Source organism: Gluconobacter roseus (assembly GCF_046058915.1).
Lineage (GTDB): Bacteria > Pseudomonadota > Alphaproteobacteria > Acetobacterales > Acetobacteraceae > Gluconobacter > Gluconobacter roseus_A.
On sequence record NZ_CP175538.1, the window covers coordinates 2,216,328 to 2,231,174 of the forward strand.

Consider the following 14,847-nt stretch of genomic DNA (forward strand, 5'->3'; position numbering starts at 1 on the left):
TTGTGAGGAGGATATCCCGGACCCTTCGAAACAGTTTCTTCGCCAGAGATGATATCGACTTCATCCTTTTTTTGTGATTAAGATTTTCTTCTCAGTTTTAAAATGAATTTTCGTGGAAGGTTCTCCTTTGCTCTCTGATCCAGATAAGCTCATTGCTGAAATAAGAGAATCAGGTTTATTTGATGAGAAAGGATATATTTCAGATAATAAGGATGTTGCTGAAAATGGAATTGATCCCATTGTTCACTATGTCCATTATGGATTGAATGAAGATCAGAGAAAGCCGTATCCGGAATTTGATGCTCAACAGTATATTTCTGATTTTTCTCTCGGGGAGATAGAAGGTCATCCTTTTCTCGATCTTCTTTCACGCAACTGTTACAGGCCAGAGTCCTCCAAGGATTTCCTGACTCCCCAAGAAGTTTATCTGTATAACCTTATTGTGCATTATAATTTATTTGATGAAGAGTATTATATTGAAAGCAATCCTGACTTAGGAAATATAGATATTCCTCCTCTTGTACATTACATTAAATACGGGATACATGAATTAAACAGAAGCCCCAACAAAAAATATAATAATGAAAAATATATTGACGCCTTCAGGAAGGATATTGGACCTGGGGAAGCCCCATTTATTCATTATTTAAAAAATAATCGCGAATTGGATTTTCTTGATAAAGGGCTTTTAAAGAATTTTAGTTATGAGATTCTGGCTCGTGTTACACATAGATTGGCAGAATTTCCCCTTTTTTCGGAGAAAGATTATCTTTCTTTGAATGGGGATGTCTCGAGTTCGGAGCTGCTGCCACATCAGCATGCGATCCTTTATGGCATTCCTGAAGGACGTACCCTTCTTTCCAAACTGCGTATCGCGAAAATTTTAGGGCAGAAATCAAAGGAGTCTCTAAAATATTACCTGACAGCTCATCGGGAAAAAGATCTTCCTTTACCAAAGTCGATAGGTATTTTTTATCATACTGAGGGCAACTGTTTTATCAAAGAAATTGCAGAAGATCTTCTTGATTGCTTGAAGGGAGGAGATTTTCAGGTTTCACTTGAAACAGAAAAAACCCCTCTGAGTGCTAAGCCGGACCTCTGTATTTTCTGCGCCCCTCATGAATTTTTCTTTCTTGACGGAAGCAAGCATTGGGAACGAGAGGATATTCTTAAATCTTCTCTTATGCTCAACACTGAGCAATCTCAAACGGCATGGTTCACACGAGGCCTTATCTATCTCCTGATGTCTGCAGGCGTTATTGATTTTCTGTACCAGAATATCGAGTTGTTCGAGTCTATCGGACTTCCTGCATTCCATTTTGATCCGATCCCCAGTCCGGCTGCGACGAAAATTTTAGACCGGGATCGTGCGCATGCATTTTTCCGTGTTCTACCTGATAGTGCAAAACTTGATGTCCCCAAATCAGTTCTGCGCCCGATTTCAGAACGCGCGCTTGATGTCAGTTTTTTCGGAAATGCCTCAGCCAAACGAGAGAAATTTTTCTCACGCAATGTCGATTTTTTCGCTTTGCGTGAGTGCTTTTTATACTATCGCAAACCCCACGGTCCCATTCGTATGGAAGGCGTGAATGAAATATTAGGGCGTATGCCGTTCTACGTCGCTGAAAACAGCAAAATATGCCTGAATATTCATCGTAATGATGATCCCTACTTTGAGTGGCACCGCATTATAAAACAAGGGGCCGCGCGAGGAGCGGTTGTTGTAAGCGAGGAATGTCTGCCAACGCCTCTCTATGAGGAAGGGGTCCATTTTCTCACAGAAACTCCCCGACATATGCCACATCTCATTTCATGGCTTCTTGATACGACAGACGGACAGAAAAAAATGCAGGAAGTACAAACTTCGTGCCTAAATCTTTTCAAGGATAAGAAGTTACAAAAATCAAAGTTTAATGATATTTTCAATTTCATTGGGCGCGTCTGGAAAGAAAGTCTCGAAAATGCTTGATAAAGCCTGGAAGCCTGCCCCGGAAATTCTATTCAGTCATAGTGCAGATGACTTGATTGATAATGCAGGCCATGTCTCTGTTATAGTTACAAACTATAATTATGAAGAATACGTCACAGAGTGTCTTAATTCTATTTTAAATCAAACCCATAAAACCTTGAGCCTTGTTGTGATCGATGATGATTCCCGCAAGGACTCATCTGTAAAAAAGATTTTGGAGTGGATGGAAGAAAATAAAGACAGATTTTTTTCAATCAAGTTACTGAAAAATATTATTAATCAGGGACCATCAGCGTCACGTAATACAGCCATCGAGTATTGTCCATCTGATACAATTTTTATAATGGATGCTGATAATACAATCATGACCACAGCCATTGCTAAATTACATGATTGTTTGCAAAGATCTGATGCGCAGGGTGTTTATTGCCAGATTGTCGAATTCGGTGACCGTAACCAAATCGGAAGTGCTGATTTGTGGGACGTTGAACGAATGTACCTCCATAACTATGTCGACATCATGGCGATGATGAAGAAGTCTGCCTGGGCTCAGGTAGGCGGCTTTTCCCATATTGAAGAAGGATGGGAGGACTATGATTTCTGGCTCAAATTTATCGATCACGGGATCGATATGGTATTTTTGCCGGAAATTCTTTGTCGTTATCGGGTCCATGGCGTGTCCCGGACGGCCACTGAGGCGCATAAATCCCATTACGATCTAGAGATCATAATGAAGTATCGTCACCCAGGACATCCCAAAATTCAAGAATACAAATGAATTCAATTTTACTGGAAAGTTCAGTGGGTAACACAAAACAGTCTTGGGAATATATAGATTTTTCCTGGATGAAAAAAACCTATCCTGAGATCGAAGAAATTTTCAAGGATCAGGTCGACTTTGATCCTGAGGAAGTTCTACTTTTGGCTGGAAAATGTGGCTATCAGCCCAATCCCTATTTTGATGAATCTTATTACGTCCAGCGTTATGGTGACGTTCGTAATGCGATTAATCAAGGAGAGTTTATTTCCGGTTTCGATCATTATCGAAAAATCGGATATAAGGATCGGGATCCCCATTGGTTATTCTGTGAAGAATATTATCTTAAAAGATACTCAGATGTCGCTCGTGCGCTCGTTAACGAGACCGTTTTTTCCAATGGCTATGATCATTACATCCAGTATGGTGACCAGGAATTTCGTAGCGGGTCCTGGTTTTTTGATCCTCTTGAGTATCTCAAGTCTCTAGCAGATGGGGATGTCAAACAACCGTTCTATAATTATATCCAAAATCCCAAGAGAGATTTTGATAATCTTTATTTTGATCGGAACTGGTATGCCAAGACCTATCCAGAAATTTTTCCCCGTTTAAAAAGCGGGAAATGGCACTCTCTCCTTCATCAATATTTAACAGAGACAGACTGCAAGAAGTATAGCCCTTCGCGATTCTTTTCAGAGAAATTTTATGTCGAATCAAATCCGGATCTTGTAGAGCCTATCAAATCCGGACGGTTTTTTAATGGATATCAACACTTCCTACTTTACGGCATTCAGGAACGCCGCCGCCCCCATCCGGACATCGACCTGGAACGGTTCTATCACGAGCCTTATATTCAGAAGCTCCTCTTCAATGGCCGTATTCCAAACGTCTTTGTAGGATGGTGCCAATTTGACGGAAAAGTTCCTGAAGTTGACGAAATTTTAGAAAATACCGAAGTAAAAACGAAATTTGCTTTTGAAAAAAAAAGTACCTCTTTGGCGATCAATGCAGCCCGATCGAAGTTGGATTTTTCATTTCAGCACCCTGATATCAGTGTCGTCGTGGTGTTGCATAATAATTTTGATATGACGCTAAATGCGTTGACAGCTTTGAGAGCCTCTTACAGGCATGAAATACAACTGATTATTGCTGACAGCGGATCAGACGATGAGACCTGTCATATAGAGCACTATGTTCATGGCGCAACAATTCTGCGTTTTGAAGGTAACGTCGCTTTTATCCGTGCCTGCAATGCCGCAGTTCAGCAGATACGTGCGCCGTATGTTCTTTTTTTGAACAATGATACCGAAATCTTATTGGGGAGTATCGAGGCTGCTATCAATCGGTTCCGTCGCGATCCAGAAGTCGGAGTGATTGGCGGAAAGCTGATCCGGACAAACGGCTTGTTACAGGAAGCAGGTGCGATCATTTATCGCGACGGAAGTGTTGCAGGTTATATGCGAGGCGCCAGTCCGGATGCTCCGGAAGCGAATTTTGTGCGTCGTGTCGATTTCTGCTCTGGAGCAGCCCTTTTTACAAGAACAGAGTTGTTCCGAAAGATCGGTGGTTTCGATGAAGATTATATTCCAGCTTATTATGAAGAGACCGATTATTGTGTAAATGTCTGGAAATCAGGTTATGACGTTATTTATGATCCCTCGATCACCGCTATCCATTATGAATATGGTTCCTCGAGCGCAAAAAACGGGACCGGATACATTAACCGTAATAGGATCATTTTTAATTCGAAGCATAGCGACTTTCTCTCAAAGAAGATTGTAAAGTCAAAACAAAATAATAATTTAGCCCGTTCTGTAAGAAAGCAGGATTCAAAAAGAATTTTATTTATTGAAGATCGAATTCCGTTAAAATCATATGGGTCAGGATTCTCCCGTTCACATGACATCATAACTACCATGTCCCACATGGGGCACGAAGTTACTGTATTTCCTATATTCAAACCCGTTGTCTCCGCGAACCGGCTTTACAATGCATTCCCGGATTCTGTTGAGATCATATGGGATCAGGATATTAACGATCTTGAAGATTTTTTTTCTCTGCGTGCTGGACTGTATGATACAATCTGGATCTGTCGAACGCAAAACGTGCGGCGTCTGGTTCCGATTATCGAGAAGATATCTCATCTTATGCCCTTGGCTGAGATTGTTGCAGATACAGAAGCAGTCAGTGCTGTTCGCGAAGAGCAATATGATCGCCTTGTAGGCATCCCTGACAATCAACGTTCGCCCCTTGCAAAACGCCTTCGTTCGGAATTTGAATGTCTGTTGATTGCTACAAAAATCGTGGCGGTAAATGATTATGATGCCAGTCTTCTAAAAAAGAACGGTTTTACGAATGTATCAATACTTGGTCATGTTCAAACTCCAAAACCGTCTTCTAAAAAATGGGAAGAGAGATTTGATTTTCTTTTCGTGGGGGCTATTCATGACTTCAATTCGCCCAATTATGACTCTGTTCTATGGCTAACGACGGTTTTGTGGCCGGATTTGGAAAGTATTCTTCCCGAAAATTCACGACTGATTATTGCAGGTCATTTAGGACCGGGAGTGTCATTTTCAGCCTTCCCTCAGGGACAACGCATAATATATCTCGGTGAAGTCGACAATCTTTCTGTCCTCTATAATGAGGCACGCTTCTTCATAGCACCTACACGTTATGCTGCAGGTATTCCTTACAAACTATATGAAGCAGCGTCCCATGGATTACCTATTATTGCTTCAGAAATTCTATGCAACCAAACAGGATGGAAAGTTGGAAAGGATGTTATAAAACTTAAAATAGATGATGCCAATGAAACATGTAATATTATATCAGAAATATATAATGATAAAAAAATATGGCAGGAAATAAAAAAAAACGAACTTGAAAATATAAAAAACTATAATACCAAAAATTTATATTCTCAAATAATAAAGAAAATTATTTTTTCATAGAATATAAATTTTTATGACAAGTTTACAAAAAACCAATGAGTCCTAAGCCTGGGTATTTAGGCTCAGGACCCATTGATATGATTGCGGAAATCTGATTCAGCCTCTGTGAGGAGACTGAAGATGAGTGACCTGGAGGGATCGAAGAACCCCTGATTGATGTGCTTGGCCGGTAATTTCTGGGTTTTGGCGATTTGATTGACGGTTTTTGCGATGGCCTCCGGTCTGCGTTTTGAGCAGATTGGGAGTTCTCTTCCGCTGGATGGCTATGCGCTCGCGTTCAATCTTTCGAGGAAGAGGAAGCGGCGCATATTGTAGACGATATTGGCGAGCCCGATCCTCATGGTGGCTCGGCTGATACCGACAGTCCGGACAAACAGCCCCGTCTGTGACTTCTGATCGGCAAAGACATGCTCGACACGCGACCGGATAATGGATTTTCCTGCATTCGATTTCTGGATATGCCGGGGCATAGGCTTGAGATGCGGCTTTTTGCGATGAACCTGGAGGGTTCGAAAAACCCTCTGGTTTTGCGGCTTTCTCTGTGATTCCATTTCTTCGGCGTTGATTGGGGATGGTGGAAGATGAAGCAGCCTGGTTTCTTTGATGTTGAAGAGCGCCTTGCTCGGCTGAGCGGGCTTGGCGATCAGCTGGAGGCCTTTTCCCGGACTGTGGATTTTGAGGTGTTCCGCCCTGATCTGGAGCTGGCTCTGGCGTATTCAGACGGCAGTAAAGGCGGGCGTCCGCCGTTTGATCCGGTACTGATGTTCAAGATCCTGATGATCCAGACGCTGAACAATTTGTCTGATGAGCGGACAGAGTATCTGATCAATGACCGCCTGTCGTTCATGCGTTTCCTTGGCCTGGGGCTGTCGGACCGTGTGCCGGATGCCAAAACGGTCTGGCTGTTCCGTGAACGCCTGACCCAGGCGGGAGCCATTGAAAGACTGTTTGGCCGGTTTGATGCAACTCTGCGGAACGCCGGTTATCTCCCGATGTCCGGCCAGATGGAGGGTTCGAAAAACCTTTGATTGACTTCTCTTGTGCCTGATTTCAGGTTTTTAGCGTGTTGACTGCTGCTTCCCTGGTCTAACTTTTACTCTGGGTTTTGAGCAGAGCGATGGTTTCCTGCTCTGGATTGCTACGCGGCGGCGTTAATCCGCTCCAAGAGGAGAAAGCGGCGCATATTATAGACGATATTGGCCAGCCCGACCCTCATGGTGGCCCGCGTTATGCCTACGGTTCGGACGAACAGCCCCGTCTGTGATTTCTGATCGGCAAAGACATGCTCGACACGCGACCGGATAACGGACTTTCCTGCGTTGGATCTCTGGATATGGCGTGGCATTGGCTTGAGATGCGGCTTTTTCCTGTGAACCTTCGAGACAAAGCCCTGCTTTTCCATGAAGTCCTCATTGGCTTTTGAGCGGTAGGCTGTGTCTGCCCAGACCGTTGAAGCTGTATTGCTTTTATCAAGCAGGCCCTCCCTCAATCGCGCGCCATCACTGGCGGCGGCATCTGTCGTCTTCCATTTGCGGATCAGCCGAAATTTCCGGTCGATGGAGATGTGCGATTTATAGCCAAAGAACGGGATGGCCAGATCTGTTGCAGGGATACTCCCGTCCTCCTGTCGCTTCGCTTTCGTGAACTTCAGGGTCCAGCGCGCATGCCTGTCCTTGTGGGACAGCTTTGACGGCTTGTCCTGCCAGTCCTGAGGGATCCGTCCTTCACGCAGATCCGCCTTCTCCGCATTGGTATTGCGCTGCTTCGGAGCCGCTACCAGCGTGGCATCCAGGATCTGGCCTGACATCGGCAGATAACCAGCGTTACGCAGGGTTGCGTCAAAGCGATTGAACAGACCACCAATCGCACCAGCCTGGGTCAGACGCTCTCGAAACAGCCATACCGTTCTGGCATCAGGTACACGGTCCGACAGCCCCAGACCTAAAAAGCGCATGAAGGAGAGACGGTCGTTGATCAGGTATTCCGTCCGTTCATCGGACAGATTGTTGAGTGTCTGGATCACCAGGATCTTGAACATCAGCACCGGATCAAACGGTGGACGCCCGCCTTTGCTCCCGTCTGAATAGGCCAGTGCTTTGTCCAGTTCCGGGCGGAACACCTCAAAATCCACAGTCCGGGAAAAGGCTTCGAGCTGGTCGCCAAGACCGCTTAACCGAGCAAGCCGCTCTTCAACGTCAAAAAATCCCGCCTGTTTCATAGCGCCATTCCTCCAACCAGAACCAGAAAAATGGAATCACAGCGTAGGCCTCAATACCAAGAGGTTTTTAGAACCCTCCAGGTCTCTGATCTTTGCCGCAAATACGGGATCAGTGACACGACGTTTTACAAATAGAAGACCCGCTATGGCGGTCTTGAAAAATCGGAGGCCAAATGGCTGAAGGCGCTGGAAAATGAAAACAGCCGCATGAAACGTCTTCTGGCGGAGGCCATGAGAGGTGGACCCGTCTGTTCGGACAGTTTTTGGGTTTGAATAAGCTATACCCGGTTGTTGTTATGCCGCCCTTCTGACGGCGTTGCTGTTGGCCATCTGGTCCGGGGTTAACCCCGGACCAGATGGCGTCGGCACGTTATGATACGCCTCATCGGGCGTTCGTCCAGCCAGCGCCGTATGCGGACGCCTTTCGTTATAATGGGCGATCCATCTGCCAAGCCCGGCCCTCAGCTCTGATCCGGTCTCGAACGCGTACAGGTAGACGCATTCGTATTTCAGCGACCGCCACAGGCGCTCGATGAACACGTTGTCCAGCCAGCGACCGCGCCCATCCATGCTGATGCGGATCTGACGCTCTTCCAGTATCCCGGTGAAACGGGGTGTCGTAAATTGCGACCCCTGGTCAGTATTGAAAATGTCCGGGGCGCCATAGCGCATCAGCGCATCTCGGAGTGCCTCGATACAGAACTCCACGTCCATCGTGTTCGACAGACGCCAGGACAGGACCTTGCGCGTGAACCAGTCCATGATCGCCACGAGATAGAGAAATCCCCGTTTCATGGGAATATATGTGATATCGGAACACCAGACCTGGTCAGGCCGATTGATGACCAGATCCCGTAGCAGATATGGATATTTCCGATGCTCCGGATAGGGCACGGTCGTGCGCGGCTTCTGGTAGATCGCCCGCAGGCCCATGATCGCCATGAGCCGCCGGACCCGCTTGCGGCCCACTTCATGTCCCTGGCGGCGCAGATGCCATGTCATCTGCCGCGAGCCATAATACGGCGTTTCCAGGAACTGGGCGTCGATCAGCCGCATCAACGCCAGATTGGCCCCGTTCTGTGGCACAGGCCGATAGTACACGCCCGACCGGTTGAGTTGTAGCAGCGTGCATTGCCGGATGATCGGCAGACGTGCTCGCTTCGGGTCGATCATCTGCCGCCTCTGATCACGCCCAACCGAGCAGAGGCATCGCGTAAAAAATCCCGTTCCACGAGAAGCTCGCCTATCTTCGCGTGCAGTTTCTCCACATCAGCCGGACTGACCGGGGGCTCAGACACCCTCTTTCCGGAAAAGGTCGCTGCCATCCCCTCGATCGCCTGCCGTTTCCATTGAGCGATCATCGTCTGATGCACCCCATGTTTCGACGCCAGTTCCGCCAGCGTCAGTTCGCTACGGATCGCTTCCAGGGCAACCCGTGATTTGAACTCCGCTGCATATCTCTTGCGCGTAACCTTGCCCATAAAACCCGTCCTCTCTCAGGTCGGATTATAGCTTATCGTCCTGTCCGAAAAATGGGGACCGCCTCTGCCCCTTGTTGTCACATTTGAACTCTCTTGGAAAAACGACCATGCAATACACCATGATTCCGGTCTGTCCCAAAAAGGCTCAGTCTTCGTTTGTAAGTTGTTTGCGACAGCGATGGCTATCTGCTCCCGTTACAATCCGTGAAACCGTTCCAGCACTAATTCCATAGCTTTGGGCAATCACTTTTAGTGTTTCTCCGTTTTGACGCCGGCGTATTATTTCATGCCGCTGTGCTTGTGTAATCATTGCAGGACGACCCATTTTCACACCTCGCCGCGTTGCACGTAATCGTCCTTCCGCAGTGCGCGTTCTGATCAAGTCCCGCTCAACATCAGCGAGACCGTCCAATACAGCCAGCATCAGACGACCAGTACTTGTCATGGTATCAGCCCACGGTTCCGCTATGGAGCAGAACTGTGCTCCTTTCTGGGTGATTTCCTTAACGATTCCAAACAGATCAAACGTGCTCCGCGCCAGACGATCAATGCGGGTGACAACAACAATCTCGCCTTTTGACAGACCTTTCAGGAGTTTCTGAAGTTGGATGCGCTCTGCATCAGCACCACTGGCTTTTTCGCGGAATATTTTAGTGCAGCCATAATCTTGTAGGGCTTGAAGTTGCACATCCAGTGTCTGACCAATTGTGCTGACGCGGGCATATCCAATTTTACGAGACACTGTTTTGCCATCCTGAAGCGACGATGGCAGAGACTTAACCAAGAATACAAATTTACGCAATTCCTGATTTGCGCAAATACCTGGAGACATTATTTTTCTAACAATTTTTATTTCGTTGTTGTGTTTTTCGTTTGCGTTATGTAAACGAAAATGAGACTTTCACGGAAGCGAAAGCTGATTTCAGTTTTTGCGCAAATCAGGATTAATAAGATGGCCAATACTTATCTATGGACTGGTGCGAAAAATACGGATTGGAACAATCCAGATAATTGGAATGTTGTTATAGGAACAAACGTTACTACACAGACTGGTGTTCCTGGTGCCAACGATAATATTCTTATCATGAGTGGCAATTCACTGAATCAGGCAGGCTATACATATCATGGTGATGCAAACGCCATGAATAACGCCGTCAAGAATATGAGGCCTACTCTCAGTGGCAATACCCCAATCACAGTTGCAAACGTGACAATTGGTGGGAACGGTGGCCCTGCAACACTGATAACGGGTAGTACATCGTTCACGGTTACGGGTACATTAGAGGATCCGAAAAGCGCAGGTATCCCGAATGCTCAGGGTGGTAATTATAACCTGCAAGGAACGAATATTCACATTGTTCACCTTGAATGGGGCACAGGCGGCAACGTTTCCTATGGGACATCTCAAAACCCGGCCAAGATCACGGTCGATTGGATGAGTGGCGCTGGTCAAAACGACAATGGCAACCAGTCAACGATCACTGTTACCAAAGGATATGATCTTGATTCCACAAGACAGCCTGCTTTTCGTCAGGGTGTGAATGGTAATAACAACTGGACAATAATTTATAGTTCAGACGCTCAAGGTCACACACCTGGTCAGGCATGTTTTCTGTCTGGCAGCATGATTCGCACGGCGGACGGAGATGTTGCGGTAGAAGACGTTCGGATTGGCAATCAGGTTGTTGCATTTGACTGGCAAAACAACCAGGACGTTACGCGCTCAGTCGTCTGGGTTGGCAAAGCACGTGCGACAGTGCGTCCTGACCTTCCGGATGACGAAGCCGGTTATCCGATCCGTCTCCTCAAGAATGCAATTGCCGATGGCGTGCCTTACAAGGACATGCTGATCACGGCAGAACACTGCCTGTTCTTCGACGGGAAGTTCGTCCCGGCCCGCATGCTCGTCAACGGCCGCTCGATCTTCTACGACAAGGCCATCACGTCCTACGAGTACTACCATATCGAAACCGAGCAGCATTCTGTCATCACAGCCGATGGCATGCTGACAGAAAGCTACCTGGACACGGGTAACCGTCGCAGCTTCCATCAGAACGGAAGTGTTGTGGCCTTCACCCCCTCCCGGAACTTGAACTGGGATGAGAATGCCGGCGCTCCGCTCGGCGTCAGCCGTGAGTTCGTGGAACCGCTGTTCCGTCAGGCCGAAACCCGCGCCGAGCAGGCCGCTCTTGCAAGCCGTGAAGCCGCTCCCGTCCTGACGGAAGAGGCGGATCTTCATCTCGAAACAGACAACGGCATGGTGATCCGTCCTGCGCGTAACGCCAGTGATCGCGTTGTCTTCATGATCCCCACAGGCGTGAAGAGCGTGCGTATCGTCTCCAATGCCAGCCGCCCCAGTGATGTGGTCGGCCCGTTCGTGGATGATCGTCGTTATTTCGGTGTCGCCGTCGGCGAGATCACGATGTTCGAAGGCCGGGGCAGCCAGAACCTCAAGGTTCATCTGACCGACAAGGAGCTGGCGGGCTGGAATACCCTGGAATGGGAAGACACGCGCTGGACGTCAGGCAATGCCCTGCTGCCGCTCGGTGAGCGTCATCCTAACAGCGTTGCTCTGCTGGCAATCCAGATCAAGAAAGCAGGCCCCTATCTCCTCGAGGATACACTCACAAACGATCTCGCCCGTAAGGCATGATCCATTAAACTAGTATGAGATATAAAGGCCCCGTTCTCCTCTCGAGGACGGGGTTTTTTTTAATGGAAGGGTTTATGGCACTTCGCATTCTTCTTCAGCCGGGGCGAGTCGGCGTCGGATTAACGGTGCGCCGGAACAACTCGAAGCTGCGAACCATGTGAGCCAGTGCAGCGCCCAGTCCGTAGGAACGAGGGTAGAAGACAGAGCCGGAAGACTCTGCATAGCAACGTTCCTGATTGATCCCAGGCCGGTGGGGTCGGTCGCATCAATGCAGGTGGAGGGTTCTAAAAACCCCTTGGCTCTGAACTGTTGGCTGTGATTCCCTACCTTGTGTGATGATTGGGGGGGGGGTGGCTCATGAAGCAGCCGAGTTTTTCTTTGATGTTGACGAGCGGCTTGCTCGATTGAGCGGGCTTGGCGATCAGCTCCAGGCGTTTTCCCGGACTGTGAATTTTGAGGCGTTCCGCCCTGATCTGGAGAAGGCTCCAGCCTATTTACGCAGGAGCAAAGGCGGCCGTCTCCCATTCGATTCGGTGCTGATGTTCAAGATTCTGGTCATCCAGACGCTGAACAATCTCTCTGACGAGCGAACGGAATATCTGATCAATGATCGCCTGTCCTTCATATGCTTCCTCGGTCTGGGACTGTCGGACCAAGTGCCCGATGCCAAAACGGCCTGGCTGTTTCGCGAGCGTCTGACCCAGGTGGATGCCATTGAAAGGCTGTTTGAGCGCTTTGACGCGACCCAGCGCAACGCTGGATATCTGCCGATGTCGGGCCAAATCCTGGATGCGACACTGGTGGCAGCACCAAAGCAGCGCAATACCAATGCCGAGAAGGCGTATCTTTGGAAGGGACGGATCCCACAGGACTGGCAGGACCGGCCATCCAAACTGTCCCACAAGGATCGCCATGCACGATGGACACTGAAGTTCACGAAAGCAAAACGGCAGGATGACGGGAGTATGCCCGCAACGGATCTCGCCATCCCGTTCTTTGGCTACAAATCCCACGTGTCCATCGACCGGAAGTTTCGGTTCATCCGAAAATGGAAGACGACGGATGCCGCCGCCAGTGATGGTGCGCGATTGAGAGAGGGGCTGTTAGATAAAACCAATACGGCCTCAAGCGTTTGGGCTGATACAGCTTATCGCTCGAAAGCGAATGAGGACTTCATGGACAAAGAGGGTTTTGTCTCAAAGGTTCACAGAAAAAAGCCGCGTCTCAAGCCTATGCCCCGGCACATCCAGAAATCGAATGCTGGAAAATCAGTGATCCGGTCGCGTGTCGAGCATGTCTTTGCTGCCCAGACGTCTCAGACTGGACTGTTCATCCGAACTGTCGGGATCACCCGGGCCACCATGCGGATCGGACTGGCCAATATCGTCTACAACATGCGTCGCTTCTTCTTCCTCGAAAGATTGAGTGCGAGCGCGTAGCCATCCAGCGGGACGGTAGTTCCCGATTTGCTCAAAACTCAGATCAAAAGTTACCCCAAAAACCGTCAATCAAAGCGCCAGAAGCCTTAAATCGCGAGCCAAGCGCATCAACCAACGGTTCTTCGATTCCTCCACCTTAAAAACAGAACCAAAGCACATCAATCCAGGGATGCTTCGATCCTTCCATATTCGAAAGTATCAAGATACTGAAGACGGGTCGCAACACGCTATGACAGACGCCCAACCGTATTCTTCTTGGCGATCTGCCTCTCTGTAACCGTCATCTTCTGGTTATGAACTCTGTGTCTAAATGTTAGGTATAGACACAGTTCCACAACTTAACTCCAAAGCAAATCGCTCTTTATCAGAAAGTTCGAACAATGCTAATTGATGATATTCGGATCCGCGCTCTACTTCTCTCGCGACATGCCACCATGCGTGCAAATCACTATAGTTGATACCACGAATACGACCACCCAAGCAATTATTATAATCGATTGTCCATCCTTCTTTCAAAGCCTGTGAAATGTCGAAAGTATCACGCAGTTGGCAACCATCGATATTTTTCATTTAATTTTCTACCTCTTGAGTAAATGTAAGCGTTTTTTTATCCACTCTAGTTTTTTATCGTGCCAATCTCCCTCGTGCCGGTTTAGAACATTGATTTTAGTCGCTTTTGAGGACTTTATCCAGGCACGAAAATTACTCTTACCACTTATACGAGGAGCACAATGAAGAGGGTCTCGTTCTCGAACATAAGTGATTTCCCAATCTGTTACATATAAGATTAGGCGTCGTTCAATAGTCATAGAACTAGGAATCCACTCCTGACCTGTATAGAATATTATTTTTTTTATTTTGATAGACAATTTATTTTTATCCAATTAAACAAATGCATTGTTTCAAACATATTTACACAAAGGTTCGAATTTAGAGAACCCCATTGATAATTATCAAAAAAATGGCTTTGTTTTTCGGTTGTAAATCTGGGAATAGTTATCTGTATTGAATTAAAGTTAAATACATCACTATTATAAGCTGATATTATAGAATTTTATAATTTAGCACTAAAGTTTTGGTTATTTCCGGGCTCAGTATCCATTGATTTTTGTAGAGAATTTTGATTCAGTGTCTGTGAGAAGACTGAAGATGAGCGATCTGTTTTGGCTGACGGACGAACAAACGGATCGTCTGCGGGCGTTCTTTCCCAAGAGCTATGGCAAACCTCGCGTTGATAACTGCCTCGGGCGGAGCGGAATCATTTTTGTGAACCGCCAATGGTATGCGCTGGCGTGATGCGTCCCAAGAAGACGGTCCGTACAAAATATATTTAAAATCAAAAGGATAATCGGAAAAAAATATTTTCTGCCTGTGAG

At 47.3% G+C, this 14,847-nt stretch carries 9 protein-coding genes and 5 pseudogenes; 9 read left to right on the forward strand and 5 right to left on the reverse strand.

Annotation, left to right across the window (positions count from 1 at the left end):
• Positions 1 to 112 precede the first annotated feature (112 nt).
• From ACJ2A4_RS10350 to ACJ2A4_RS10360, 3 genes are all read left to right on the forward strand, one after another.
• The gene (locus ACJ2A4_RS10350) at positions 113 to 1,969 is read left to right on the forward strand and encodes a hypothetical protein (protein ID WP_408872758.1); all 1,857 of its coding nucleotides are present in this window, start codon (positions 113 to 115) and stop codon (positions 1,967 to 1,969) included.
• Complete coding sequence (locus ACJ2A4_RS10355; protein WP_408872759.1) at positions 1,962 to 2,747, forward strand: glycosyltransferase family 2 protein; 786 nt, start codon at positions 1,962 to 1,964, stop codon at positions 2,745 to 2,747. The genes ACJ2A4_RS10350 and ACJ2A4_RS10355 overlap by 8 nt, the downstream gene beginning before the upstream one ends.
• A gap of 68 nt (positions 2,748 to 2,815) precedes the next feature.
• Positions 2,816 to 5,680, forward strand: a complete 2,865-nt coding sequence (locus ACJ2A4_RS10360; RefSeq protein ID WP_408872760.1) for a glycosyltransferase — start codon at positions 2,816 to 2,818, stop codon at positions 5,678 to 5,680.
• A gap of 263 nt (positions 5,681 to 5,943) precedes the next feature.
• Here the strand turns inward: ACJ2A4_RS10360 and ACJ2A4_RS10365 are convergent.
• A pseudogene (locus tag ACJ2A4_RS10365) lies at positions 5,944 to 6,183 on the reverse strand (IS5/IS1182 family transposase); the annotation flags it as partial.
• A gap of 78 nt (positions 6,184 to 6,261) precedes the next feature.
• Between ACJ2A4_RS10365 and ACJ2A4_RS10370 the strand changes: the two are divergent.
• Positions 6,262 to 6,687, forward strand: a pseudogene (locus ACJ2A4_RS10370) (transposase); the annotation flags it as partial.
• Between the two features lie 131 nt (positions 6,688 to 6,818).
• Here ACJ2A4_RS10370 and ACJ2A4_RS10375 read toward each other — a convergent pair.
• Entirely contained in the window at positions 6,819 to 7,898 is a 1,080-nt protein-coding gene (locus ACJ2A4_RS10375) for an IS5 family transposase (protein WP_011252003.1), read from the reverse strand.
• A gap of 84 nt (positions 7,899 to 7,982) precedes the next feature.
• Here ACJ2A4_RS10375 and ACJ2A4_RS10380 point away from each other — a divergent pair.
• Positions 7,983 to 8,132 (forward strand): annotated as a pseudogene (locus ACJ2A4_RS10380) (transposase); the annotation flags it as partial.
• 60 nt (positions 8,133 to 8,192) lie between these two features.
• On the opposite strand, the gene ACJ2A4_RS10385 reads toward ACJ2A4_RS10380, so the two are convergent.
• Positions 8,193 to 9,379 (reverse strand): IS3 family transposase gene (locus tag ACJ2A4_RS10385; RefSeq protein WP_408872761.1). Its coding sequence is split into 2 segments (ribosomal slippage): positions 8,193 to 9,121 and positions 9,121 to 9,379, totalling 1,188 coding nucleotides; the frame shifts between segments, so codons are not numbered across the junction.
• Positions 9,380 to 9,524: 145 nt separating this feature from the next.
• A complete protein-coding gene (locus tag ACJ2A4_RS10390) occupies positions 9,525 to 10,211 on the reverse strand; it encodes a recombinase family protein (protein WP_408872762.1) in 687 nt (228 codons plus the stop codon).
• A 120-nt stretch (positions 10,212 to 10,331) separates the two neighbouring features.
• On the opposite strand from ACJ2A4_RS10390, the gene ACJ2A4_RS10395 reads away from it, so the two are divergent.
• The 3 genes and pseudogenes from ACJ2A4_RS10395 to ACJ2A4_RS10405 all read left to right on the forward strand — a co-directional run.
• On the forward strand, positions 10,332 to 12,032 hold the full coding sequence (locus ACJ2A4_RS10395; RefSeq protein WP_408872763.1) for a Hint domain-containing protein: 1,701 nt from the start codon (positions 10,332 to 10,334) through the stop codon (positions 12,030 to 12,032).
• A gap of 350 nt (positions 12,033 to 12,382) precedes the next feature.
• On the forward strand, positions 12,383 to 13,471 hold the full coding sequence (locus ACJ2A4_RS10400) for an IS5 family transposase (RefSeq protein ID WP_408872764.1): 1,089 nt from the start codon (positions 12,383 to 12,385) through the stop codon (positions 13,469 to 13,471).
• A 210-nt stretch (positions 13,472 to 13,681) separates the two neighbouring features.
• Positions 13,682 to 13,768, forward strand: a pseudogene (locus ACJ2A4_RS10405) (IS5/IS1182 family transposase); the annotation flags it as partial.
• A 9-nt stretch (positions 13,769 to 13,777) separates the two neighbouring features.
• Here the strand turns inward: ACJ2A4_RS10405 and ACJ2A4_RS10410 are convergent.
• The gene (locus ACJ2A4_RS10410) at positions 13,778 to 14,041 is read right to left on the reverse strand and encodes a hypothetical protein (RefSeq protein WP_408872765.1); all 264 of its coding nucleotides are present in this window, start codon (positions 14,039 to 14,041) and stop codon (positions 13,778 to 13,780) included.
• A 579-nt stretch (positions 14,042 to 14,620) separates the two neighbouring features.
• On the opposite strand from ACJ2A4_RS10410, the pseudogene ACJ2A4_RS10415 reads away from it, so the two are divergent.
• Positions 14,621 to 14,795 (forward strand): annotated as a pseudogene (locus ACJ2A4_RS10415) (IS5/IS1182 family transposase); the annotation flags it as partial.
• Positions 14,796 to 14,847: the final 52 nt, after the last annotated feature.